The sequence below is a fragment of the Enterococcus sp. S22(2020) genome, from assembly GCF_020295385.1.
GTDB lineage: Bacteria > Bacillota > Bacilli > Lactobacillales > Enterococcaceae > Enterococcus_L > Enterococcus_L dunnyi.
In genome coordinates, this window is record NZ_JACFUD010000001.1 from 624,454 (window position 1) to 647,617 (window position 23,164).

General features: G+C 38.4%; 27 protein-coding genes, 1 tRNA gene and 2 rRNA genes. 2 read left to right on the forward strand and 28 right to left on the reverse strand.

The window, feature by feature from the left end:
* Positions 1-148: 148 nt before the first annotated feature.
* The 9 genes from H3T55_RS02905 to H3T55_RS02945 all read right to left on the reverse strand — a co-directional run bounded on the left by H3T55_RS02905 (position 149) and on the right by H3T55_RS02945 (position 6,565).
* Positions 149-868, reverse strand: a complete 720-nt coding sequence (locus H3T55_RS02905; protein ID WP_087639276.1) for a YebC/PmpR family DNA-binding transcriptional regulator — start codon at positions 866-868, stop codon at positions 149-151.
* Between the two features lie 95 nt (positions 869-963).
* Positions 964-2,133, reverse strand: a complete 1,170-nt coding sequence (locus H3T55_RS02910; protein ID WP_225532779.1) for a nucleotidyltransferase — start codon at positions 2,131-2,133, stop codon at positions 964-966.
* Positions 2,134-2,238: 105 nt separating this feature from the next.
* Positions 2,239-2,976, reverse strand: coding sequence for a class I SAM-dependent DNA methyltransferase (locus tag H3T55_RS02915; protein ID WP_225532778.1), 738 nt, complete (start codon positions 2,974-2,976; stop codon positions 2,239-2,241).
* A gap of 1 nt (position 2,977) precedes the next feature.
* Positions 2,978-3,316, reverse strand: coding sequence for a ribosome silencing factor (gene rsfS / locus H3T55_RS02920; RefSeq protein ID WP_087639273.1), 339 nt, complete (start codon positions 3,314-3,316; stop codon positions 2,978-2,980).
* A 7-nt stretch (positions 3,317-3,323) separates the two neighbouring features.
* Positions 3,324-3,929: a bis(5'-nucleosyl)-tetraphosphatase (symmetrical) YqeK gene (yqeK, locus tag H3T55_RS02925; RefSeq protein WP_412523554.1), complete on the reverse strand. Its 606-nt coding sequence runs from the start codon at positions 3,927-3,929 to the stop codon at positions 3,324-3,326.
* Positions 3,919-4,563 (reverse strand): nicotinate-nucleotide adenylyltransferase, encoded by a 645-nt coding sequence (locus H3T55_RS02930; RefSeq protein WP_225532776.1) that lies wholly within the window; start codon positions 4,561-4,563, stop codon positions 3,919-3,921. Before H3T55_RS02930 ends, yqeK begins: the two co-directional genes overlap by 11 nt.
* A 19-nt stretch (positions 4,564-4,582) precedes the next feature.
* The gene (gene yhbY / locus H3T55_RS02935) at positions 4,583-4,894 is read right to left on the reverse strand and encodes a ribosome assembly RNA-binding protein YhbY (RefSeq protein ID WP_225532775.1); all 312 of its coding nucleotides are present in this window, start codon (positions 4,892-4,894) and stop codon (positions 4,583-4,585) included.
* 31 nt (positions 4,895-4,925) lie between these two features.
* Entirely contained in the window at positions 4,926-6,041 is a 1,116-nt protein-coding gene (gene yqeH, locus H3T55_RS02940; RefSeq protein ID WP_225532774.1) for a ribosome biogenesis GTPase YqeH, read from the reverse strand.
* A complete protein-coding gene (locus H3T55_RS02945; RefSeq protein ID WP_225532773.1) occupies positions 6,038-6,565 on the reverse strand; it encodes a YqeG family HAD IIIA-type phosphatase in 528 nt (175 codons plus the stop codon). The genes yqeH and H3T55_RS02945 overlap by 4 nt, the downstream gene beginning before the upstream one ends.
* A 199-nt stretch (positions 6,566-6,764) precedes the next feature.
* Between H3T55_RS02945 and H3T55_RS02950 the strand changes: the two genes are divergently transcribed.
* The gene (locus tag H3T55_RS02950; RefSeq protein WP_225550082.1) at positions 6,765-7,175 is read left to right on the forward strand and encodes a VOC family protein; all 411 of its coding nucleotides are present in this window, start codon (positions 6,765-6,767) and stop codon (positions 7,173-7,175) included.
* Positions 7,176-7,483: 308 nt separating this feature from the next.
* On the opposite strand, the gene H3T55_RS02955 is transcribed toward H3T55_RS02950, so the two are convergent.
* From H3T55_RS02955 to H3T55_RS03010, 12 genes are all read right to left on the reverse strand, one after another.
* Positions 7,484-8,269, reverse strand: a complete 786-nt coding sequence (locus H3T55_RS02955) for an acetyl-CoA carboxylase carboxyl transferase subunit alpha (RefSeq protein ID WP_225532771.1) — start codon at positions 8,267-8,269, stop codon at positions 7,484-7,486.
* A gap of 1 nt (position 8,270) precedes the next feature.
* The gene (gene accD / locus H3T55_RS02960) at positions 8,271-9,137 is read right to left on the reverse strand and encodes an acetyl-CoA carboxylase, carboxyltransferase subunit beta (protein ID WP_225532770.1); all 867 of its coding nucleotides are present in this window, start codon (positions 9,135-9,137) and stop codon (positions 8,271-8,273) included.
* A gap of 14 nt (positions 9,138-9,151) precedes the next feature.
* A complete protein-coding gene (locus H3T55_RS02965; RefSeq protein ID WP_225532769.1) occupies positions 9,152-10,522 on the reverse strand; it encodes an acetyl-CoA carboxylase biotin carboxylase subunit in 1,371 nt (456 codons plus the stop codon).
* A gap of 7 nt (positions 10,523-10,529) precedes the next feature.
* Complete coding sequence (gene fabZ, locus H3T55_RS02970; protein WP_225532768.1) at positions 10,530-10,949, reverse strand: 3-hydroxyacyl-ACP dehydratase FabZ; 420 nt, start codon at positions 10,947-10,949, stop codon at positions 10,530-10,532.
* Positions 10,950-10,951: 2 nt separating this feature from the next.
* Positions 10,952-11,449, reverse strand: a complete 498-nt coding sequence (gene accB, locus H3T55_RS02975; RefSeq protein WP_225532767.1) for an acetyl-CoA carboxylase biotin carboxyl carrier protein — start codon at positions 11,447-11,449, stop codon at positions 10,952-10,954.
* A 1-nt stretch (position 11,450) separates the two neighbouring features.
* Positions 11,451-12,689 carry a beta-ketoacyl-ACP synthase II gene (fabF, locus tag H3T55_RS02980; RefSeq protein WP_225532766.1) on the reverse strand — a complete coding sequence of 413 codons (1,239 nt, stop codon included), beginning with the start codon at positions 12,687-12,689 and terminating at the stop codon, positions 11,451-11,453.
* A gap of 24 nt (positions 12,690-12,713) precedes the next feature.
* Complete coding sequence (fabG, locus tag H3T55_RS02985) at positions 12,714-13,451, reverse strand: 3-oxoacyl-[acyl-carrier-protein] reductase (RefSeq protein WP_087639260.1); 738 nt, start codon at positions 13,449-13,451, stop codon at positions 12,714-12,716.
* 3 nt (positions 13,452-13,454) lie between these two features.
* Positions 13,455-14,384, reverse strand: coding sequence for an ACP S-malonyltransferase (gene fabD, locus H3T55_RS02990; RefSeq protein ID WP_225532765.1), 930 nt, complete (start codon positions 14,382-14,384; stop codon positions 13,455-13,457).
* Between the two features lie 112 nt (positions 14,385-14,496).
* Positions 14,497-15,453 carry an enoyl-[acyl-carrier-protein] reductase FabK gene (fabK, locus tag H3T55_RS02995; RefSeq protein ID WP_225532764.1) on the reverse strand — a complete coding sequence of 319 codons (957 nt, stop codon included), beginning with the start codon at positions 15,451-15,453 and terminating at the stop codon, positions 14,497-14,499.
* 174 nt (positions 15,454-15,627) lie between these two features.
* A complete protein-coding gene (locus H3T55_RS03000) occupies positions 15,628-15,855 on the reverse strand; it encodes an acyl carrier protein (protein ID WP_087639257.1) in 228 nt (75 codons plus the stop codon).
* Between the two features lie 49 nt (positions 15,856-15,904).
* Entirely contained in the window at positions 15,905-16,864 is a 960-nt protein-coding gene (locus H3T55_RS03005) for a beta-ketoacyl-ACP synthase III (RefSeq protein ID WP_225532763.1), read from the reverse strand.
* Positions 16,865-16,879: 15 nt separating this feature from the next.
* Positions 16,880-17,320, reverse strand: coding sequence for a MarR family winged helix-turn-helix transcriptional regulator (locus tag H3T55_RS03010; protein ID WP_069663499.1), 441 nt, complete (start codon positions 17,318-17,320; stop codon positions 16,880-16,882).
* A 278-nt stretch (positions 17,321-17,598) separates the two neighbouring features.
* On the opposite strand from H3T55_RS03010, the gene H3T55_RS03015 reads away from it, so the two are divergent.
* The gene (locus tag H3T55_RS03015; protein WP_225532762.1) at positions 17,599-18,660 is read left to right on the forward strand and encodes an NAD(P)H-dependent flavin oxidoreductase; all 1,062 of its coding nucleotides are present in this window, start codon (positions 17,599-17,601) and stop codon (positions 18,658-18,660) included.
* Between the two features lie 57 nt (positions 18,661-18,717).
* On the opposite strand, the gene H3T55_RS03020 is transcribed toward H3T55_RS03015, so the two are convergent.
* The 7 genes from H3T55_RS03020 to H3T55_RS03050 form a co-directional block, all read right to left on the reverse strand.
* Positions 18,718-18,948, reverse strand: a complete 231-nt coding sequence (locus H3T55_RS03020) for a YkuJ family protein (protein WP_069663497.1) — start codon at positions 18,946-18,948, stop codon at positions 18,718-18,720.
* A 112-nt stretch (positions 18,949-19,060) separates the two neighbouring features.
* The gene (locus tag H3T55_RS03025; RefSeq protein WP_225532761.1) at positions 19,061-19,939 is read right to left on the reverse strand and encodes an NAD(P)-dependent oxidoreductase; all 879 of its coding nucleotides are present in this window, start codon (positions 19,937-19,939) and stop codon (positions 19,061-19,063) included.
* Positions 19,940-20,014: 75 nt separating this feature from the next.
* Positions 20,015-21,238, reverse strand: a complete 1,224-nt coding sequence (locus tag H3T55_RS03030) for a glycosyltransferase family 4 protein (protein ID WP_225532760.1) — start codon at positions 21,236-21,238, stop codon at positions 20,015-20,017.
* A gap of 20 nt (positions 21,239-21,258) precedes the next feature.
* Positions 21,259-22,305, reverse strand: coding sequence for a glycosyltransferase (locus tag H3T55_RS03035; protein ID WP_225532759.1), 1,047 nt, complete (start codon positions 22,303-22,305; stop codon positions 21,259-21,261).
* A 286-nt stretch (positions 22,306-22,591) separates the two neighbouring features.
* Positions 22,592-22,665, reverse strand: a tRNA-Asn gene (locus H3T55_RS03040).
* Between the two features lie 10 nt (positions 22,666-22,675).
* Positions 22,676-22,791: ribosomal RNA gene (gene rrf, locus H3T55_RS03045) — 5S ribosomal RNA — on the reverse strand.
* Between the two features lie 94 nt (positions 22,792-22,885).
* A 23S ribosomal RNA gene (locus tag H3T55_RS03050) occupies positions 22,886-23,164 on the reverse strand; the annotation flags it as partial.

Sequence of the window (23,164 nt, forward strand, 5' to 3'; positions counted from 1 at the left end):
GGTCATTGCTTTTTTTATAAACGATGTTCAAAAGTCAAATTCTTCAGCAATTTTGCAAAAAACGAGCAATACGAAGAACATATTGTTCGGCTGCTACTCCCATTGCTAGAACCAAAGCGGCTTTTGTCTCATTCTGTTAAAAAATCCCTTATTCACCTAAGTCAACGTTGTGGTATACTTTTTGAACATCATCTAAATCTTCCAGCACATCAATCATTTTTTCGAATTTTTCTAGATCTTCTCCAGACAGCTCGACATCATTTTGTGCAATCATTTCTAATTCTGCCACTGAAAATTCTTCGATGCCCTTTTCTTTTAATGCTTCTTGCACTGCATGTAAATCCTCAGGCTCAGTATAAACAATGATTTGTCCATCTTCTTCTGTTACATCACGAACATCGATATCTTTTTCCATCAAGTATTCAAGAATATCATCTGCATCATCACCAGCAAAACCGATCACACCTGTATGATCGAACATGTAAGCAACAGCACCACTGACACCCATATTTCCACCATTTTTACCAAAAGCTGCACGTACATCAGAAGCTGTACGATTCACATTATTTGTCAGTGCATCTACGATAACCATCGATCCATTGGGACCAAAGCCTTCATAGCGTAACTCAGAGTATTGTTCGTCTCCTGAGCCTTTCGCCTTTTCAATTGCTCGATCAATGATATGTTTTGGTACATTATATGTTTTTGCGCGCTCGATAACAAACCGTAATTTTTGATTTGCTTGAGGGTCAGGATCACCCGATTTCGCTGCTACGTAAATCTCGATTCCGAATTTCGCATAAACTCGGCTGTTATTCGCGTCTTTGGCAGCTTTTTTCTCTTTAATATTTGCCCACTTACGACCCATATTCTCACTTCGCTTTCATTCATTATAGTTTTTTTGATTATTGCGCCTTTCTTATTATACTTGTCAATCAAACTTTTGTTAAGTCTTTTTTGCTTTTATGGCAAACGGATTGGACTTCGACCAAAATTTTGTTCCGAAATAGCAGTATTTCCTAAACGATAAATCTGATCACTACGGATATCTAATGACAATCGATCATTCAAAGTTTTAGATACTTTAGTGATCAGCGGTAAGGACACAGTCTTTTTCTTTTCCTTTAAATACTGCTGTCCTTTCTCTGTAAAACCTAATACATGTAAATGACTATGGCGCCAGGAAGCTTCGATTTCCTGTTGACTTACATTAATCAAAAGATACGTCGCTAACCTTTGCAAACGTGTCCAAGTATAGCGCTTTGTTTTTGCTTTTTCTATAAATACAGAAAAAGAATCAGCATCCTTGGCAGCTTCTTTTAGGCGATATTCAATGCCTTCTTTCATTTGATAAATCTCCTGCAACTCTTCGATTGAACTACTGATCAATTTATATTTCAATAACGGCCAATAATTTTCCCATGACACGATAGCAGCTTGTTCCAGATCTTTACTTACTTGTTCAGGTAAAACTTGTCTGATTCCTGAAAGTTCATTAGCAAAAACAGCTTGCCTAATCGCCGTTGCACTAGCAAATCGGCTATGTATCTTCAAGTCGTGATAGCCAGCCTGCTCTCGTTTTAGCGGATATAATACCATCGGTTTATCATAATGGGCATTTTCTTTTGCATAACTTAGGCCTAAGATATGGTTTGGCGTAGAAAAATTAAGTCCGTTTTCAGGATAAATTTTGCGAAAAACTTCCGTCATCTGCTGTGGATAGCTCATCCCATTATTTTTGATCGTTTGATATTGCTGATCGATTTCAGTTTGGTGGTCTTTCACAAACTCACCAAATCTTTGATAATCCATCTCAGAGCGATCATCTGTACCAAAGCATAATGAATCACACTCCAACGCATGAAGAAGCTTGATGCCCCCCCTAGCAAAATAATCTGCCGATTGCACAGCATAAGCAAATGGCAGTTCGACCACTAAATCAACACCATGATTTAGCGCTTCTTTCGCTCTCGTCCATTTATCAATGATCGCTGGCTCTCCTCTTTGCAAAAAATTTCCACTCATGACAGCAATCACTACATCCGCTTGACTTAGTTCCCGAGCCATTTTTGCATGATACTGGTGGCCATTATGAAAAGGATTGTATTCAACGATGATACCGCAGCTCTTCATTTCGTTTTCTCCTTTACCCAGATTATTTTTACTTTCCTTATAAAAAAAGAGCAGGCAAAAGCTCAAAAGCTTCACACTGCTCACACGTCGATCTTAAGTATCTTTTTATTTTTGGCAGACAAAAAACCAGCGTTTACTTTCTTCTGTGGGTGCTTCATCCGTGAAATCAGCATAAACTTCAACATTCGCAAATCCCGCACTTTCAAGCATCATCAAGTAATTATCCATAGAATATGTCCGCTCTTTATGAAGTTCATCCTGACGAATAAACACTTCATCACTCTCATGCTCCTTCACAAAGAAAGTCAGAAAATGCTCAATACTGTGTTCTTTTTCTCCAGGGTAGCTATCCCACAAAAAAGCAAACTCTTCCGTTTGATAATGATAGCTATACTCTGGAAACACATGATCTACTTGATGAACAGAATGAACATCAAAAATAAAAATACCCTCTTCTTCCAACGCTTGATAGGTATCATCAAAGACTTGCTGGACTTCCTGACGATTTTCCATGTAGCATAGAGAATCAGAGAAACAGGTGATTGCCTGGTATTGGCCCATTTCAGATAGATCCATCATATTTCCTTGAACAAACTGAATATGGACCTCTTCTTCTGCCGCTCTCTTGCTTGCCATCATCAGCATTTCTTCAGATAGATCCAATGCCGTTACTGAAAAACCCGCCTTCGCAAAATTCACAGCCAATGCACCTGTACCGCAAGCCATTTCTAAGACTTCTTTTTTATCTTCTGGTAAATGACGCTTTGAAAAAGCCAGCCATTCGTCATAAAGACTGTCGTCCATTACTTCATCGTATACAAAAGCAAATGTTTCATATGCCATGTTACTCGACCCAAGCGTGAAGATCGACCATTGGTGCATCTGACCAAAGTTTTTCTAGATTATAAAAAGTACGCTCTGATGATTGGAAGACGTGGACAATGATCTCACCTAGATCAATCAAGACCCATTTCCCGCCATCTTTCCCTTCGATTCTTTTTACTTCTACTTGTGCTTCTTCTTCTTTTTCAATGATTTCTTCCACAATAGCGTTGATTTGACGTTCACTTGTGGCTTCACAAATCATGAAGTAATCTGCTAAAAGTGAAATCTCATGTACATCTAAAGCGACGATTTCCTCTGCACGTTTTGAATCCGCTGCTTTTACAGCGATTTCTAATATCTGTTGACTATCTATGATCTTTTCCTCTTTTCTTACTTACCCAATAATTGTATGTTTCAATTGTTTTGGGATAAATTTTTTGTTCTTTTTCAATTAAATGCATCAGTGTATGCTTCGTTTCGTAAGCAACAGCTTTATCTAAATCAAGTAAAGCTAATTCTCTTGCTTCCTTCACTCCTGGAAAATCTCGACCAGGTTCAATATAATCAGCAACGTAAATGATCTTATCCAACAAACTCATCTCAGCAGCACCTGTTGTATGAAGACGAATCGCCTGAAGAATTTCTTCATCTTCTATACCAAGCTCTCTTTCCACCATACTAGCACCGACCAACCCATGCCAAATTGCGTTTCCATAGGCTAAAAGCTCAGGGTCATATCCATCCCGCTGAATAATCAATTCAAATTCTTCATCTGGACGTTCTTTTGCATAATCATGAGTCAAAGCTGCAATACTGGCTTTTTCTTCGGAAGCACCGTATTTAGCTGCTAAGGCAACAGCTGTTTCTTCCACACCTAATACGTGTAAAAAACGACGTTCACTCATACGCATTTGAACTTTTTGCATTAGTTCTTCTCGTTTTAAGGATGTATAAGCTCCGCTAAATTTCATCGACATACAGCCCCTTTTCTTCTATATAGTGTATCACACTATCAGGCAGTAAGTAACGAGTCGAACAGCCATTTTTCATTTTTTCACGAATCAAGGTCGAACTAATATCCATTTGCGGAACATCGACCCAAATGATCGGGTACGGTGTGATCGTCCCATAATTAGGTCGGCGAATCCCAACAAAATTGGTAAGTGTCAATAATTCATCGATTTTATACCACTTTGGTAAATATTCTACCATGTCTCCACCAATGATGAAATAATAATCTGTATCGGGATTGTTTTGGGTCAAGGCCTTCATCGTATCATAGGTATAACTTTTGCCTTTACGAAATAACTCAATTGGTTCAATCGCTAAATTGCTGTTGTCAGCAATCGCCAACTCTAGCATATTTAAGCGATGCTCACTGTCGATCGTCTGTTTTTCATCCACATGCGGCGGCAAATAGCTCGGCATCAAATAAACTTTATCCAAACCAAGCTGTTGTTGCACTTGGTCTGCCATCACTAAATGAGCTGTATGAACTGGATTAAAATTACCGCCTAAAATTCCTACTTGCTTTCGTTTTTGAAATAATTCAGCTTCTTCAACAATCACTTGCGTTTTCAATGCAGCATTCGTACTTGTCCCCATTTTTACTTCCCTCCAAGGTTTAAATTGCTTTAACTTCTTTAGAGATCTTTTGGTATTTTTCTTTTGATGATGGTTTAAATAAAACGAGTACACGACCGATGATTTGAACGATGTCGCAATGAATCTCAGTTTTTAAAGATACTGCTACTTCTTCAGCTATTTCATCTGTATTTTGTAATAATGTGACCTTGATCAGTTCGCGCTTTTCTAGTGCTTCGTTGATCTGTACGACCATCGCTGAATTTAATCCACCTTTACCGATTTGAAAGATCGGTTGTAAATGATGGGCTTGACTCCGTAAATAACGCTTTTGTTTTCCTCTTAATTCCACTAATTTTCCTTCTCTCTATGTTCACTCGTTTTTATATCAATGCTTTTCTTCTTAAAACATCGACGCCTTTGGGAGCCCAGCCTGCAACTACACAAGGTTGTGTCACAGTGATCCAACCTAACCCTGCAAAGACGATATCTGTTTTTTCTTTGATCGAAAATTCAAAGCGAACCAACTCTGGAAAGTCTGCCACTTCATTTGGGCGCGGCGGTTGTAACAATCCGCCAACATGTTTTTCGTAAAACTCTGTTGCTTTTGCTAACTTCGTTCTGTGGATAGACAGATCATTAGAAACATAAGCGATAAATGAACTACGTTCTCCCTGAACAAAATCAAAACGAGCTAATCCACCCAAGAATAGGGTCTGCTCTGGGTTCAACTGATAAACTTTTGGTTTGATTTCTTTTTGCGGAGCAATCAATTTCAAATCTTTTTTACCTAGATAATGAGCCATTTGGTGACGATGAATGATTCCTGGCGTATCGATCAAGAAATGACCATCATCTAACGGGATCTCGATTTTATCTAATGTTGTCCCTGGAAATTGCGACGTTGTGATAACATCCTTCACACCAGCCGTTTGCTTGATGATTTGATTGATCAGTGTTGATTTCCCAACATTGGTCACCCCCACTACATAAACATCTCTACCTTCACGATGTTTTTCGATCGTTTCAAGCAAATTTTCCATTTCCTGTGGTTTCTTCGCACTTGTCAATAATACTTCAACTGGACGCAACCCTTCTTCATGCGCCCGTTCTCTCATCCACTGGATCATTTTCGGTTTCTTTAATGATTTTGGCAAGATATCGACTTTATTGCCCACCATCAATACTGGATTATCACCAATAAAACGATGCAGACCTGGAATCAATGACCCGTTGAAGTCAAAAATATCAATGACGTTCACGATCAAAGCATCTTCACGACCTAGCTCATTCAACAGACGTAAAAAGTCATCATCAGTTAAATGAACATCCTGGATATCATTATAGTGTCTCAAGCGAAAACAGCGTTGGCAATAAACCTCACCTGTCTCCAAGCCTTTTTCTAACGCCGCTTTTGGCGTATAACCTAATTCATCAGGAAGTTCTGTTTGAATGACTGCGCCACAGCCTATACAGTGAATTTCTTCAAGTTCACTCATTCTAGTCCGCCTTTCCACACCATATCCGGGTGCTTTTTCGCTAAGTGTTTCATGATTTTACGTTCAAAAAATCGATTGATTCGTGTATTCCAGCCATCCGTATCTACGATAGGACGTACTAAAATGTTTCTGATCCCAGCTGCATTAGCACCACGGATATCTGTCATGATTTGATCGCCCACCATGACTAACTCACTTGGCTTTAAATTCAACATTTTTTCAGCTTCTCTAAATCCTCTTGTAGAAGGCTTCAGAGCTCTTGATACATACGCTAGATCAAATTTTTCGACAGCTCGTTTGATTCGGCTGGATTTATTGTTAGACACAACTACAACTGGAATCCCAGCATTTTTCATCTCCAAGATCCACGTTAGTAATTCTTCTGTGCCGTCAGGGTTGTCCCAGGCAATCAATGTATTATCTAAATCTGTTAAGACCGCTTTGATCCCCATTTTTTTTAATTGATTCGGGGTGATTTTATAGATCGCATCAACCATCCATGTTGGTTTAAATTTTGAAAACATAGAAACTCCTTTCATCCTCACGATGAATTTTCTCATAATGAAAGGAGTACTAGACCAGCACTCCTTAAGTATGTATTATACTGCATTTTCCTAAAAATTTCTATAAATGCTAATCAGAAATTCATTCATGCATAATTTCTGATATAAGCAATCGTTTTCCCTTGTTTTCACTTTGTATGGTACACTTTTTTTAAACAAAATGAAACGAGGAATCTCAATGAGCGTAACGATCAAAAAAGCATCTATCAATCTTTTTGTTCCAAAAACAGAGACAGCCATAAACTTTTATGAAGAGCTGTTTAATGCTAAAAGAATCGAACTGAATCGTTCAGAGGAAGGCAGTTCTGCTCGCTTTAGCATCGGTGAAAGTTTATTCGCATTAGCAGATGAGCAACCTGGCTCCGAAGCAAAGTCTCCTTTAACGTTAAACGGCACACCATTTTGCATCCAGCTCATCTGTGACAATGTTGACGAACTTGTAGAAAAAAGTCTTGATGCCGGCTGTACTTTAGAAATGCCTATAACTATTGTTCCAAACAAATTCAAAGTAGCAAATATCAAAGATCCTTTTGGCTTTATCTGGTCGATCTCAGAAGTCTACAGTGATTGACGGAAAAAACGAGGGACTGGGACATAACTCTATGAGTTACCACCCAGTCCCTTTAAAATGAATAAACGGTGAGAACAGAAGTAACTCCTTCGGATATAAGCTGAAATTCACAAAAATTTGAAGATCGATTTCCGTGAATTCCTTCTTATTTCTCAGAGTTGAACACCTCTGTCTCAACCTCTCTAATTCTTGATAAATAATAGCCAAAAGTCAGGTCCCTCGGCAATTTAAAAAAACTGAGCACTACAAAAAACGTACTGTTCTATTTTTACTCCAATTGCTCGAACCAGTCACATTCCTGTTTTGGCTTAATATTTACGGAAACGTTCATAACGTTTTTCTAGTAACGTCTCTGTATCAAGTTGGGCTAATTCTTTTAATTTACTAATAAGTGCTTTTTGAATCATTCGATTGATTTGAGGTTGTTCTAAAGCTTCACCGTTCATTTCTTCTGGTATCACTCGATCAATGATCGTCAATTCTTTTAACTCATTTGCTGTGATTTTCATCAGTTCCGCTGCCTCTTTTGCACGACTACCGTCTTTCCACAATATCGAAGCAAATCCTTCTGGAGACAATACTGCATAAATCGTATGCTCCAGCATCCAAACTTCATCGCCTACAGCAAGCGCCAAAGCACCGCCGCTGCCGCCTTCACCGATAATGATGGCAATAATTGGAACTGTTAAATCAGACATTTCCAATAAGTTTCTGGCAATTGCTTCACCTTCACCGCGTTCTTCTGCTTCAATCCCGCAATAAGCACCCGCTGTATTAATAAAGGTAATCACTGGGCGACCAAATTTTTCTGCTTGTTTCATCAATCGTAAGGCTTTCCGATATCCTTCTGGATGCGGCGCACCAAAATTGCGATCAATATTTTCTGGTAAATTACGCCCTTTTTGAATGCCGACTACAGTGATTGGTTTTTCATCTAAAGTCGCAATACCACCGACAACTGCTAAATCATCACCAAAATAGCGATCGCCATGAAATTCCATAAAGTCATCAAAAACTGCATCGATATATTCTAAAGATGTAAAACGATCTTGTGCTCTGGCTAGGGTGACAATATCATTGGCTGTTTTTTCCATTTTATTCCCACCCTTTCATCGTATGGAGCTTTATCAATTTACTAAGAACTTCCCGTAATTGATTTCTAGCGACAATTTGATCGACAAAGCCGTGATCCAGTAAAAATTCTGCCTTTTGGAAATCATCAGGTAATTTTTGACGAATCGTCTGTTCGATCACACGACGTCCTGCGAAACCAATCAAACTTTGCGGCTCAGCTAAAATAATATCGCCATCCATTGCGAAACTAGCAGTAACGCCTCCAGTCGTTGGATCTGTCAAAACTGTTACATAAAGCAACCCAGCCTTACTATGACGCTTAAGCGCGGCTGAAATTTTTGCCATTTGCATCAGAGAAAAAATCCCTTCCTGCATTCGTGCTCCACCGGAAGCTGTAAAAATGACTACCGGCAATCGTAACTGTGTTGCTCGTTCAAATAAGCGGGTGATTTTTTCTCCCACAACTGTTCCCATGCTTCCCATAATAAAATTAGCATCCATCACACCGATCGCAATTTCTTGTTCATCAATACGAGCTTTCCCAGTCAAAACAGCTTCATGAAGCTCTGTTTTTTCCTGCATTTTAGTGATTTTTTCTAGATAATCCGGAAAGTTTAGCGGGTCTTTCGTTACGATGTCTGTATCCCATTCTTCAAAACTCTTCTCATCAACCGTCAACGCAAGCCTTTCCCAAGCACCGATCCTAAAACTATAACCACAATAAGGGCAGACTTTCTCTGCCCCCATATCTTTTGTATACAGTGTTCGTTTACAACATGGACACTTGGCCCACATATTGTCAGGAACTGCTGGTTTTTTTACAGAAGATTGGTCCCCCGCGCGATTCGGATTGATTCTAATGTAGTTTTTCTTTTTAAATAAAGCCATACACCTGCTCCTTTTTAATTATCGCTTTCTGGTTTCCAATTTGGTAAAAATGTTTCTTGTAAAAAGCTAGTATCGTATTCTCCAGCCAATACATTGTCGTGAGTGATCAAATCCAGCTGAAATTCAGCATTTGTAATAATGCCATCTGTTACGATCTCATTTAAGGCTCGCTGCATTTTCATCAAGGCATCCATCCGATCCGATCCATGAACAATAACTTTTGCGATCATCGAATCATAATACGGCGGAATTGAATAGCCCGAATACATTGCACTATCTACTCTTAGCCCCATACCACCGCTCGGCAATAATAAATTATTGATCTTCCCTGGTGAAGGTGCAAAATTGAATGCTGGATTTTCCGCATTTATTCGACACTCGATGGCATGACCAGTCATTATCACATCTTTCTGCGTGTAAGGTAATTCTTCCCCTGCAGCAATTTTTAACTGTGCTTTTACGAGATCGATGCCTGTAACCATTTCTGTAACTGGATGCTCTACCTGAATACGCGTATTCATTTCCATGAAATAAAATTCTCCATCTGCATCCATCAAAAATTCAATGGTTCCAGCATTTTCATAGTGAACAGCTTTAGCAGCTCGTACAGCCGTTTCTCCTAACAACTGGCGCTTTTCAGGTGTAATAGCAATAGATGGAGATTCTTCAAGAACTTTTTGATTGTTTCTTTGCAAAGAACAATCACGTTCGCCCAAATGGATCACATGCCCATACTTGTCACCTAAAATCTGAACTTCAATGTGGCGCGCAGGATAAATGATTTTCTCCAAGTACATATCATCGTTACCGAAAGCAGCCTTCGCTTCTTGTTGAGCAGATGTAAAATGCTGCGGCAGCTCATCTTTCGTTAAAACTTTACGAATCCCTTTGCCTCCACCGCCAGCTGCAGCCTTCAACATTACAGGATAACCAATCGTATTTGCGATTTCCAGTGCTTCCTCTACCGAGTTGATTACTCCAGTACTGCCAGGTATCACTGGAACATCTGCTTTTTGCATCAACGTGCGGGCGTTGATCTTATTGCCCATTGCATCGATCGTCTCTGCCTTAGGACCAATAAAAGTGATATTACATTCCTCACACATCGCAGCAAACTGACTATTTTCTGATAAAAAACCGAAGCCAGGATGAATCGCTTCTGCATTCGTAACGATTGCCGCACTCAATACGTGCTGAACATTTAAATAAGAATCTGCTGCTTTGGCCGGTCCAATACAAATTGCTTCATCTGCAAGTTGTGTGTGCAATGCTTCCCTATCAGCTTCAGAGTATACTGCAACAGTCTGAATACCTAGCTCACGGCATGCACGAATAATCCGAACTGCTATTTCTCCTCGATTTGCGATTAAAACTTTTGAAAACATAACTCACCTATCCAATCATAAAGGTCAATTCTGCTTCTGCTACTTTTTTACCGTTCACAGTCGCAGTTCCTTTGCCGATCCCGGCAACTGATTTTACTTTCACAATTTCTACCTCTAGCATCAATGTATCGCCAGGAACAACTTTTTGTCTAAATTTTGCTTTATCAATACCACCGAAATACGCTGTTTTCCCTTTGAAGTCAGGCATAGATAATAATGCTACAGCGCCAGCTTGTGCTAAGGCCTCAAGTATCAAAACCCCCGGCATGACCGGTTCACCTGGAAAATGCCCTTGGAAAAATGGCTCATTGATCGTAACATTTTTTTTAGCGATCACTTTTTCGCCAATAACGATTTCCTCAACTGTATCTAATAATAAAAAAGGATAACGATGGGGGATGATTTCTTTGATTTCCTGAATATTCATACTTACACTCCTTTTGATACACGGAATAATGGCTGATTAAACTCAACAACATCTTCATTTTGTATCAGAATCTCAGTGATTACGCCATCAACAGTCGCAGTAATCTCGTTCATCAATTTCATCGCTTCAACGATACAGATGACTTCACCTTTTTTCACAGTATCCCCAACCTGCTTGAAATTTTCTTTATCAGGGGCTGGTTTCAAATAAACAACACCAACAATTGGCGAAACGATTTCTTCTGTATTTTCTGCTAACGGAACAGGGGCATTTTCAGTAGGCTCATTGACCGTTGTATTTTGCTCCACAGAATGCTCTGAAACTGTTTGAACAGTTGGATTAGAATTCACGGCTGGCTGATTCTCATCAATAGAAACCACTCTTTGCGTACCTTTATTTTTATTCATATAAAGACCAAATGAACCTTCTTTTAAATCAAATTCAGTCAGTGTAGATTGATCGAATTGTGTTAATAATTCTTTTACCTCATTGATATTCATGTTAATCCTCCCACCGTTTTAAGCAAAGTACTGCGTTATGACCACCAAAGCCAAACGAATTCGTCAAAGCATAATCAAACGTATGTTTTTGACTTTCATTGATAACGATATTACCGATTTCGATCGCTTCATCAAGTTGCTCGATATTGATCGTTGGCGGGATGAATTGGTGTTGCAATGCATTAAGTGTTGCAATTGCTTCGATTCCACCAGTTGCTCCTAAAGAATGTCCTGTCATACTCTTTGTACTACTCACTCGAACATTTTTTGAAGCCTCTCCTAGGGCTGTTTGAATGGCTTTCGTTTCTGCTACATCATTCGATGGTGTACTGGTACCATGAGCATTGATATAACCAATCGCAGCAGCTTCTACAGATGCTTCTTCAATAGCTAACTGCATTGCTTTCGCTGCCCCACTGCCATCCGGTCTTGGTGATGTCATATGGTAAGCATCACAGTTAGAACCATAACCAACGATTTCTCCTAAAATCGCAGCTCCACGTTTTTGAGCATGTTCTAGTGACTCTAAAACTAAAATACCAGCACCTTCTCCCATGACAAAACCGCTACGATCCTTATCAAAAGGAATCGAACCACGGTTAGGGTCTTCCGAAGAAGTTACAGCTGTCAATGAAGCAAATCCAGCAATGCCGATTTCAGTAATCGAAGCCTCTGCTCCTCCAGCTAGAATCACATCAGAATAGCCATGCTTGATATTTCTAAACGCCTCACCAATAGAGTTATTGGCTGTCGCACATGCTGTAACTGTAGCAGAACAAATTCCTCTTGCACCCACACGTAAAGCAATATTACCAGCAGCCATATTGCCGATCGCCATCGGGATAAATAGCGGACCAACTCTTTTCGGTCCTTTTTCGTGCATTCGAATCACTTGATCCTGAATGGTTTGCAGGCCGCCAATGCCAGAACCTACCATTACACCAAAGCGATCAACATCGATTTTTTCAGTATCTAAATGACTCATTTCCATTGCTTCTAATGCTGCATAAATGCCATATAATGAAAATAGATCCATTCGTTTGGCATCTTTTTTCACAAAATATTTATCAAATGGAAATTCTTTGACCTCTGCGGCTAATGTTATACCTGTTTCACTAGCGTCAAACTTCGTGATCGGCCCTATGCCATTTTTCCCTGTTTGCAAGCTTTCCAAAAACGTATCTGCATCATTTCCAATCGGTGATGCAACACCGTAACCTGTGATTACTACGCGATTCATGCGATCGCTCCTTTCAAGCATTTTTTAGCCGTTCATTACTAAGCCGCCATCTATATTTAGGACCTGCCCTGTAATATAAGGACTTTTAGCTAAAAAGATCGTCGCATCAGCGACATCTTCGACCTGTCCAAAAGATTTCAGCGGGATTTGCTGACTCATCTGATCTTTTACTTTATCTGATAATACATCTGTCATTTCTGTTTGAATAAAACCCGGTGCGATTGCATTACACGTGATTCCTCTTGCTGCTACTTCTCTTGCAACTGATTTAGTCAACCCAATCACTCCAGCTTTACTTGCCGCATAATTTGCTTGACCTATATTTCCCATCACACCAACAACACTGGACATATTGATGATTCTTCCACTACGTTGTTTCATCATCCGCTTAACTGCATGTTGTGTCATATTGAACGTTCCAGTTAAATTAATTTGGATACAACGAGTAAAATCTTCTTCTGTCATTCTCAATAATAATTTATCATTCGTGACCCCTGCATTGTTCACTAACACATCGATTGAGCCTAAGCTGTCAACGACTTCTTGGATCATCTCACCTGCAGAACCAAAGTCTGCGATATCTCCTGAAACTCCGATACATTTTATACCAAACGCTTCAAGCTCTGCAATTTGTTCTGGATCGATTGCTCCACGTCCGTTTAAAGCAACATTTGCACCTTCTTTAGCAAATGCCAAAGCAACTGCCTTGCCAATGCCGCGTGTACTGCCAGTTATCAATACATTTTTTCCTTTTACGTCCATAGGTTACCTCCCACTCAAAAGATTCTCTGCTTCAGCTAATGTTTTTTCATCTTCCACACGAGCTGTTTGAATTTCTTTGTCGATCTTCTTGATAAAGCCAGTCAATGTTTTTCCTGGCCCAACTTCTATAATTGTATCAACGTCCATTTTTTTGATTGTTTCAATACTATCTGCAAAACGTACGGCAGACATAACCTGCTGTTCCAATAACTGCTTGACCTCAGCTTGTTTCATTACTTGCGCTGTTGTATTGCTGATTACAGGAATCATCATCTCAGTAAACTCAATTTGATCTAATTCGGCCGCAAGCTTTTCAGAAGCTGGTTTTAATAGTGCGGTATGGAAAGGACCACTGACATTTAGCGGGATCATTCGTTTTACTCCAGCCTCTGTCAATAATTCTATTGCTTGATCAACGGCGGTCACTTCTCCTCCAATCACAATTTGCTGAGGAGTATTGTAATTTGCTGGAGAAACGATCCCAAATTCACTGGCTTTTAGACAACATTCTTCAATCAATGAACGGTCTGCGTTCATCACTGCGACCATTTTCCCAGTCCCCGAAGGTGCTGCTTCCGACATAAATTTGCCTCGTTTAGCCACTAGCTGAACAGCCTGTTTAAATGAAATGGCTCCACTTGCAACAAGTGCACTATATTCACCTAAGCTGAGTCCTGCTACGACATCTGGTCGATAGCCTTTTGCCTGCAATAAGCGGAAAAAAGCAATACTTACAGTTAAAATAGCTGGTTGTGTATACATCGTTTCATTGAGACGCTCATTTTCAGTAAAACAAAGTTCTGCCATATCATAGCCTAAAACGTCACTAGCTTCTTCAAACGTGTCTTGAACGATTTTTTCTTTATCAAATAATTCCTTGCCCATCCCACTATATTGAGCACCTTGTCCACTAAATACAAAAGCAGTTCTCATCCTATTACTCCTTACTTTTAAAATCGAAAGAGCTTCATTTCTCAATATTCGTCACCCGAAAACTTTTTCGTTTCATTCAATTTATTTATCATAAAAGCCATGTGAACGACTATTATCCCCACTGGCTATATTTCTCTACAAAAACTTGTTTCATTTCAATAATATACGAATCAATAATTTCTTTTGCTGTTTCTTCTTTTGTAATCATTCCTGCAATTTGTCCTGCCATGATCGAGCCATGATCCACATCGCCTTCAACCACCGCTTTTCGCAATGCACCTTGACCTAATTCGTCAAATTTTACAAGATCTGGTTCAGGATTTCTCAATTCAATTTTTTCTAATCGATCATATTCGTTCGTTAGTTTATTTTTGATTGCCCGTACAGGATGTCCAAAATGTTGGCACGTAACCGTTGTATCAATATCTCGTGCTTTTATGATCCTGGCTTTATAATTTTCGTGTACAGTACATTCTTTTGCGACTAAAAAACGCGTACCAACTTGAACTCCTTCTGCACCTAACATCAATGCAGCTGCCATGCCTCGACCATCACCGATCCCTCCTGCTGCAATGACTGGGATCGATAAAGCATCGACTACTTGAGGTACGATACTCATCGTCGTAAGCTTACCGATATGTCCTCCAGCCTCCATTCCTTCAACAATTACAGCATCTGCACCGATTTTTTCCATTCGTGCACCCAATGCGACTGAAGGAACTACTGGAATTACTTTAATATTATGTTCTTTAAAACGTGCCATGTATTTACTCGGATTTCCTGCACCCGTTGTGACGACAGGAACATTTTCTTCGCAAACTAAATCGACAATATCTTCTGCAAATGGCGAAAGCAGCATGATATTGACACCGAATGGCTTATCTGTTATCTTCTTTATTTTTTGAATTTCTGCCTGTACAACTTCTTTGGGCGCGTTACCTCCTGCGATGATTCCCAAACCACCAGCATTTGAAACTGCTCCTGCTAAGGAAGCATCTGCAATCCAGGCCATTCCACCTTGAAAAATTGGATACTGAATGTTAAGCAACTTACAAATCTGTGATCGCATAAACGACCTCCCTTAAATCCTTAATGAAAAAATAGCTGGAACAAAACTCAATAAGTTTAGTACCAGCCTTTCTAATTCCAACTAACAGTGTAAAAAAGCTAGATTTTCAGCAAGCGTTTGGCTTCCCAAAAATACTTTGTTTTGCCAATTCTATGTGTAAGCAAATGAGCTTGATTATTCTGCTGTTTGTTTTTCTACATATGTCACTAAGTCTTGCACTGTTGTGATGCCGTCTTCTGATTCAATTTTTACATCGAATGCATCTTCGATTTCGTTGATGATTTGGAATAGATCTAAACTATCTGCATCTAACTCTTCTTGGATGTTTGTTGTTAATTTTACTTCCTCCGGCTCTTTACCTAATTCTTCTACAATAATTGCTTGAATTTTTTCGAATACCATGTGTATATTCCTCCAATAAATTTCTTTTTTAATTTATATAGTCACAGTCTTATAGCGTTAAGAGGATCGATCCCCACGTTAAACCGCCGCCATAACCTGTTAACACGATTTTTTGTCCGGAGCCAATTTTCAGTACTCCTGCTTCTACTGATTCATCTAATAATAAGGGAATGCTCGCGGCAGAAGTATTGCCATTTTGTTCCATATTCGTTAAAAATTTTTCTCTTGGAATAGCGAGCTTTCGAGATATTTTTTCGATGATTCGTTTATTTGCCTGATGTAGTAATAAGTAATCGACATCTTCTTCGACGATTTCACGAATGTTACTTGCTACATCTTTTAAAGAAAAATCATAAATATCTCTGCCTGTCATTTTAAGATAATTAGATTCTTCTGAAGAGTCTGTATAAAAAGGACTCTTGTTTTCTAAATATCCTGAAGTTAGCGACTTAGCTCTTTTCCCATCTGCCTGAAGCTTTTCACTAAGGAAATGTTCTTCAGTATCTGCTTCAAGTATTACACCTGCCGCTCCATCTCCAAACAGCACTGCTGTTGTACGATCATTCCAATCGATCACTTTTGACAAAGTTTCACCGCCAATGATCATTCCAAGTCTTTTACCAGTTCGTATCAATTTTTCACCCATACTTAAAGCATAAACAAACCCAGAACATGCAGCACTTATATCAAAAGCAAATGCATTTTGTGCAGCGATACTTCCTTGAACCAAACATGCAACAGAAGGTGTCCCATAATCCGGTGTCATCGTAGCAACTAGAATAAAATCTAATTCTTCCGGTTTTTTACCAGATTTTTTTAATAATTGTTCGGCTACCTTGATACATAAGTCCGAAGTATTTTCATTGGTAACAATATTTCTTGCCCGTATCCCGGTCCGACTTGAAATCCATTCGTCAGATGTCTCCATCATTGTTGATAACTGCTGATTGGAAACAACATTTTCAGGAACATATCGGCCTGTACAAGTTATTTTTGCGAATTGGTTCATTTTGGCCCTCACTTTTTACTTATATTCCTTCAAGAAATCATGAAGATTTTTTAGAGCTTTCAATAATGCCTGCTCTTCTGATTTATCCATTCCGCTTAAAATTCGTTTCACCATTTCTCGATGGAAATGTTGGTGGACTCTGAAAAGTAATTTCCCTTTCTTTGTCAAACCTAATTTAACAACTCTACGATCATCCTCACTTCGAATCCGTTCAACATAACCTTTTTTTACAAGATTATTGATTGCAACAGTCAAAGTGCCAACAGTAATCGACAATTCTTTTGCGACTTCTGAAGAGGTTTTCTTTTTGTACATACCGATCGCTTCGATCGTATGCATCTCTGTAATGGATAGATCATTAAATTGTGATTTTTTTAGCTCAGATTCTTCAATCGTTAAAATATCATTGAAGACACTGACAAGATAATCGTTGACTGTTTCTAAATTAGGTTCCATGTGTGCGCACCATCCATATAGTTTGATAATCAAATCATTTGATGATCAAACTATATCGTATATAAAAAGAGATTGCAAGTAAAATATTTGATTTTTAATTATTCTTAACTAAAAAGCCCATCATATCAAGACTATTTCAAATAAAAAAATTTTTAAATTGGTATTTTCTTGACTTTCTAAAAAAAACATTTGACAGTTTCCTTTCAATTGACTATCATTTGTTTTAGTTTGAATATCAAAGTATTTACATTTTTTTACTAATACAAAGGAGCAAAAATATGTCTTTAAAACCATTAGTAATAGACGGTCTTGTTGCAAAAGTGCCTATCATCCAAGGTGGTATGGGCATCGGAGTCAGCTTAGCTAATTTAGCTGGTGCAGTTAGCCGCGAAGGTGGCATCGGTATTTTATCAACCGCACAAATCGGATATCAAGAAGAATTGTTTGAAAAGTCACCGCTAAGAGCAAACATGATCGCCATCCAAAAACAATTTGAAAAAGCAAAAGAGATCGCTTGTGGCGGACTGATCGGATTCAATATCATGGCGGCAACTTTTCACTATGATCGTTATGTAAAAAGATGTGTTGAAGTTGGCGCGGATGTCATTATTTCCGGAGCTGGGCTACCGATCAATTTACCCGAATTAGTTGAAGGAAGCCAAACTAAAATAGCACCGATCGTCTCCTCTAATAAGGGTGCAAGGGTTCTTCTAAGTACCTGGAAAAAAAGGCACAACAAAACAGCGGATTTTGTTGTGATCGAAGGTCCGAAAGCTGGAGGACATCTTGGTTTTAAAGCTGAAATGATCGAGCAGAGCATTGAACAAATGGACGAAGAGATCATAAAAATCGTTGAAACAGTCAACTCTTTTGGAGCAGACTTCGATAAAAAAATTCCAGTTATTTTTGCCGGTGGTGTTTTTGATCGTAAGGATATCGATCATTATCTCAGTTTAGGTTGTTCAGGCGTACAGATGGCTACACGTTTTGTTGTGACAGAAGAATGTGACGCACCAGAATCTTTTAAAGAGGCGTATATCAAAGCTGAAAAAGAAGATATCACTATCATTAAAAGTCCTGTAGGTATGCCGGGTAGAGCTATAAAAAATCGTTTTTCTGAGCGAATCAAACATGAGCAAATTCCGATCGAAAAATGCCGTAATTGCTTGTCCTATAAACATTGTGATCGCGAAACGATTCCATATTGTATCACTGAGACATTGTTGAATGCAGTGACGAAAGAACCTGAGGATGCATTAGTCTTTGCTGGTTCAAATGCTTACCGCATCAAAGAGAAAACTACTGTGAAAACTATCTTTAAAGAATTGACAACCGCTTAGTAAAAAAAACCTTGTGGCATACAAATTGTATGCCACAAGGTTTTTGAGTATTCTTTTTTATTGAATTAAATCATAGATCTCCATTGCTACAATATCGATATTATCAAATTGATAGCTTTGTTGAGAATCACTTTCTGTTAATTCAAATGTTTCAGTCGATTTATCATAATTCACGATGCATTTTTCTACGCCTTCTTTTTCAAAGCGGCGTACTTGAATTTCGTTGTCTGTTGCTTCAGTCATCGCTTCAAGTCTTTTAATGATCGCCACAAGTTGTGAATGTTTCATAAATGGGCCTCCCTCTGCAAACTAGTTCTGTACCATTGTATCAAAACATTGCGTTTCTTGCATGATATTTCGTCATTTTTTTTCATTTTTTTGCTGTTCTTTAATTTTTGATCTAAGAGCGTTTTCCTTCATCCCACCAAAGTTTGATCAAAGCTTGGGTTCCATCGTTCTCAAAACCTTTATTAGCAAGCTTTTCATAGAGTTCAACCGCTAATTTCGTCGATGGTAGGTCAAGGTCCATTTTTTCTGCCTCATCCAATGCAATCTTTAAATCTTTTATAAAATGCTTTACGAAAAAGCCTGGAGTGTAATCTTCTCTTAGAATTCTTGGACTATAGTTACTTAAAGACCAATTTGCAGCACTTCCACCAGAAAGAGTTTCGATCACTTTGTCCAAATCTAAACCAGCTTTATTGGCATAAACAAGCATTTCAGTCATCCCTGTCATGGTTCCTGCTATCATGATTTGATTTGCCATTTTAGTGTGCTGACCTTTTCCGGCATTTCCATGTAGAGTGACAGTTGTTCCAAACGTCTTAAAAACAGGCAGTAACTGATCATATGCCTCTTTCTCTCCACCGACCATAATTGTTAGTGTGCCATTCTTTGCACCTAAATCTCCACCTGATACTGGCGCATCCAAAGCAACTCCACCTAGGGCACTGGCTTTTTCAGCAATTTTTTGTGCCAATGTCGGTGTACTTGTGGTCAAATCTACAATAATTTTCCCTTGGATATTTCCAGTGAAGATCCCATTATCATCGAAATAAATCGTTTCGACATCTTTTGGAAAGCCAACCATTGTAAAAACAATATCGCTTGATGCAGCGAGTTCTGCTGGCGTCTCCTTCCAAATTGCACCTTCTTTTACAAGTTCATCAGTTTTACTCTTTGTTCGATTATAAACATTGACTTTTAGTCCGTGTTTCATCATGTTTCTAACAATCGAAGCACCCATTACACCTGTTCCAATAAATCCTATTTGTGGCATTTTATTTCCTCCCTATTTTTGTTTAATAAAAAAACTTCTATCCTCAGTATAAACTAAGAATAAAAGTTTTAACATTTATTTTCTTAAAGATGTAAATTTAACTTTAATACGTTCAATTGAAGCAGCAGCTTCTTTTTCCACCAACCGTTGATCATAATATTTGATCATATCTTCGTAAAATTCAAACATTCGATTACCAAAATAAGAAGCAGATATCTCATAAAGTTTTTCTTTTAAAATGGTTTCATCTGGTTTGATCCCTGATTCAACATAGGAAATAAATGCTGATGCAAACTCATCATCGCTCTCAAATGTATGTCCTAAACTTTCATGGTCAAATAGATTATTTAAGTAAGCATTCCCCTCAACTACACATGGAACACCCGAAGCCATTGCTTCAGTGTATGTTAATCCTTGTGTTTCAGATGTTGAGGCGCTGACAAAATAGTCAGCAGCTTTATAATAGATTGCTACTTGATCATTAGGTACTTCACCGACAAATTGAATCTTTTCACGAATATTCAGGTCTTCTGCTAAGCAAGATAGTTTTTCTACATAGGGTCCATCTCCTACGATCACAAAACGAGCATTGGGAAATCGTTCAAATATAATTGGTAAACCTTGAATAATTGCTTGAATATTTTTTTCATATGAGATACGGCTTAAAGATAAAAGCATCATATTCTCTTTAGTTAAACCTAGCTCTTCTCGTAAATCTTCTTTCATTTGGTCGGTGATATCAGGTCTTTCAAATTTTTTTATATCAATACCCGTTGGAATGATCCTCATGGGAGCAGTCACTCCATATTCCCTCAGCTTATCAATGACACGCTCACTAGGGCAAACTACACCTGTTGTATGATTTGCAAAAAAACGAGAAAAATATTTTACATGCGTTGGGCGAACTACTTTGCCTTTGGCAATATAATGTAAATAATCCTCATACATTGTATGATAGGTATGAATAACTGGTATTTTTAATTTTTTACCAACCATTTTCCCTAATAAACCTGCTCCAAATTCTGTATGTGTATGGATTAAGTCTAGTTCCAGCTCTTTAGCAATCAGATAGGCATACCACATTCCCCGAACAACGATTCTTCTATCTTTAAAAGAGACAAAAGGAACACTGGGCATTCGAATCACGTCTTCTTCAAATTCCTTTGCATTAGGATCTGTAGTCGTAAAAATATAGACCTGATGTCCTTTTTTCTCCAATTCTTCTTTAAGTGTTTTTATTGATGTAGCAACCCCACTGACCTGGGGAAAGTATGTATCTGTAAAGAAACCAAATTTCACAATGTTCCCCTCCATTACCTTCAATTTTTTAGATAGATTTGTTCACTTTCATTTGTATGACCACGATTTAATACTGTTTCATAAACTTCTTTTAAATCATGACCGATTCGTTCAATACTTTTTTGCTTGGCCACTTCATATCCTGATTCACAGGTATTTGGCAGTTTTTTTTCGATCAGCGACTCGATCAAAGAAGCAAATTCTTCATTTGTTGAGCCCATGTAACAATTTTCTTTATCTTTAAGCCAGCCTTTATATACTGGAATATCCCTTACTAAAACTTGCTGCTTACTTGCTAAAGCCTCTAATATCACAATTCCTTCTGTTTCTTCATAAGAAGGAAAGAAAAATAAATCTGCTGCTGAGTAGGCACCTTCAATAATATCTCCTTTTATATAACCAGGAAATTCAACATTCTTAGGATGATCTTCTCTAACAAGCGTACGAATCGTTCTTGGAATTGAATACATTGGCGTATGACCAAACCAGATAAAACGATAGTCTGGAAACTGTCTAGCTAACTCAACAAAATCAATGATTCCTTTTCTTTCAAAATATAATCCTACACAAATAATTACTTTTTGATTGCTTGAGATATTAAAATATTCCTTGAATTTTTCTTCTTTTGTTTTCGAACGTTCAAAACGATTCAGATCGATACCATTCGAAATTGAGGCAATCGGGACTTTTATTCCATAGCCTTCTAGCAAATCCTTAGAGTAAGGTGTTGGTGTAATTAAATAATCTGCTTTAGAATACAAACTTACCAAATACTTTTTAACTAAAGGTGATAGTTGATTAGAACCGATAAAGGAGTTTCTAAAGTCTTCTTCAGTTGAATGAGCATGATATATCACTTTTTTTCCCATTTTCCGAGCTTTATTCACCATATTGTGACTATTGATTCCATATGTATTTATGTGCAATATATCGTAATCTGTGCATTCAGCATCCAATGTATACTCTATTCCCACAGCAGAAAGTGCTCGCTTTTGATGGTCAAGTGCCCGGCCAATTCCTGACTTGGCTAATATTTTTTCACCTTCAAAATATAATAATACTTTCACGTTGCTCCTCCTAACTTCTCCAAGCTATTATACCACAGGATGAAGAATCTCCACTCAATCTTAAGACCTAGTTCGTTCGGATTACAAACAATTATATCAAAAAACTTAGTAACAAAGCTAAATTTTTACAAAATAGATCACTGATATGACAAAACTGTTAGATAAAATTAATCGATTTACCTACTATATCATTATTTCATCTTTTCATTATTCTTTCAAAAGATATAATTCTTTTCATTTAAAACAAAAAAAGAACGAAAACTCAAAAAGTTTTTCGTTCTTTTTACTCCGGCAGTAGGACTCGAACCTACGACATCATGATTAACAGTCATGCGCTACTACCAACTGAGCTATGCCGGAATAACAACGAGCGCGGCGACGTCCTACTCTCACAAAGGGAAACCCTTCACTACAATCGGCGCTAAGAAGCTTAACTTCTGTGTTCGGCATGGGAACAGGTGTATCCTTCTCGCTATCGCCACCACACTGGGTGTTGTTGTATTCAATTGAGTGATGATTCACTCAAAACTGGATTGAAGCTTGTAATCACTACTTACCAAGATCATTTATTTTATTTCTTTTGGTTAAGTCCTCGACCGATTAGTATTGGTCCGCTCCGTACATCACTGCACTTCCACTTCCAACCTATCTACCTCATCATCTCTGAGGGGTCTTACTTTCTTAAAGAAATGGGAAATCTCATCTTGAGGTGGGCTTCACACTTAGATGCTTTCAGCGTTTATCCCTTCCCTACATAGCTACCCAGCAATGCCCTTGGCAGAACAACTGGTACACCAGCGGTAAGTCCATCCCGGTCCTCTCGTACTAAGGACAGCTCCTCTCAAATTTCCAACGCCCG

Coding starts and splice junctions, on each gene's coding strand:
- H3T55_RS03025 (WP_225532761.1), bottom strand. CDS start 19,939: ATGCCACAAATAGGATTTATTGGAACAGGTGTAATGGGTGCTTCGATT.
- fabK (WP_225532764.1), bottom strand. CDS start 15,453: ATGCGATCACAGATTTGTAAGTTGCTTAACATTCAGTATCCAATTTTT.
- H3T55_RS02950 (WP_225550082.1), top strand. CDS start 6,765: ATGAAACGAGGAATCTCAATGAGCGTAACGATCAAAAAAGCATCTATC.
- H3T55_RS03015 (WP_225532762.1), top strand. CDS start 17,599: ATGTCTTTAAAACCATTAGTAATAGACGGTCTTGTTGCAAAAGTGCCT.
- H3T55_RS02955 (WP_225532771.1), bottom strand. CDS start 8,269: ATGGAAAAAACAGCCAATGATATTGTCACCCTAGCCAGAGCACAAGAT.
- accD (WP_225532770.1), bottom strand. CDS start 9,137: ATGGCTTTATTTAAAAAGAAAAACTACATTAGAATCAATCCGAATCGC.
- accB (WP_225532767.1), bottom strand. CDS start 11,449: ATGAATATCAATGAGGTAAAAGAATTATTAACACAATTCGATCAATCT.
- H3T55_RS02915 (WP_225532778.1), bottom strand. CDS start 2,976: ATGGCATATGAAACATTTGCTTTTGTATACGATGAAGTAATGGACGAC.
- fabD (WP_225532765.1), bottom strand. CDS start 14,384: ATGAGAACTGCTTTTGTATTTAGTGGACAAGGTGCTCAATATAGTGGG.
- H3T55_RS03000 (WP_087639257.1), bottom strand. CDS start 15,855: ATGGTATTCGAAAAAATTCAAGCAATTATTGTAGAAGAATTAGGTAAA.
- yqeK (WP_412523554.1), bottom strand. CDS start 3,929: ATGAAATTTAGCGGAGCTTATACATCCTTAAAACGAGAAGAACTAATG.
- fabG (WP_087639260.1), bottom strand. CDS start 13,451: ATGGACGTAAAAGGAAAAAATGTATTGATAACTGGCAGTACACGCGGC.
- H3T55_RS02945 (WP_225532773.1), bottom strand. CDS start 6,565: ATGTTTTCAAAATTTAAACCAACATGGATGGTTGATGCGATCTATAAA.
- yqeH (WP_225532774.1), bottom strand. CDS start 6,041: ATGAGTGAACTTGAAGAAATTCACTGTATAGGCTGTGGCGCAGTCATT.
- H3T55_RS02930 (WP_225532776.1), bottom strand. CDS start 4,563: ATGGGGACAAGTACGAATGCTGCATTGAAAACGCAAGTGATTGTTGAA.
- H3T55_RS03005 (WP_225532763.1), bottom strand. CDS start 16,864: ATGAACCAATTCGCAAAAATAACTTGTACAGGCCGATATGTTCCTGAA.
- fabF (WP_225532766.1), bottom strand. CDS start 12,689: ATGAATCGCGTAGTAATCACAGGTTACGGTGTTGCATCACCGATTGGA.
- H3T55_RS03020 (WP_069663497.1), bottom strand. CDS start 18,948: ATGAAACATTCACAACTTGTGGCGATCATTAAAAGACTTGAAGCGATG.
- H3T55_RS03010 (WP_069663499.1), bottom strand. CDS start 17,320: ATGGAACCTAATTTAGAAACAGTCAACGATTATCTTGTCAGTGTCTTC.
- H3T55_RS02910 (WP_225532779.1), bottom strand. CDS start 2,133: ATGAAGAGCTGCGGTATCATCGTTGAATACAATCCTTTTCATAATGGC.
- fabZ (WP_225532768.1), bottom strand. CDS start 10,949: ATGAATATTCAGGAAATCAAAGAAATCATCCCCCATCGTTATCCTTTT.
- H3T55_RS02965 (WP_225532769.1), bottom strand. CDS start 10,522: ATGTTTTCAAAAGTTTTAATCGCAAATCGAGGAGAAATAGCAGTTCGG.
- H3T55_RS02905 (WP_087639276.1), bottom strand. CDS start 868: ATGGGTCGTAAGTGGGCAAATATTAAAGAGAAAAAAGCTGCCAAAGAC.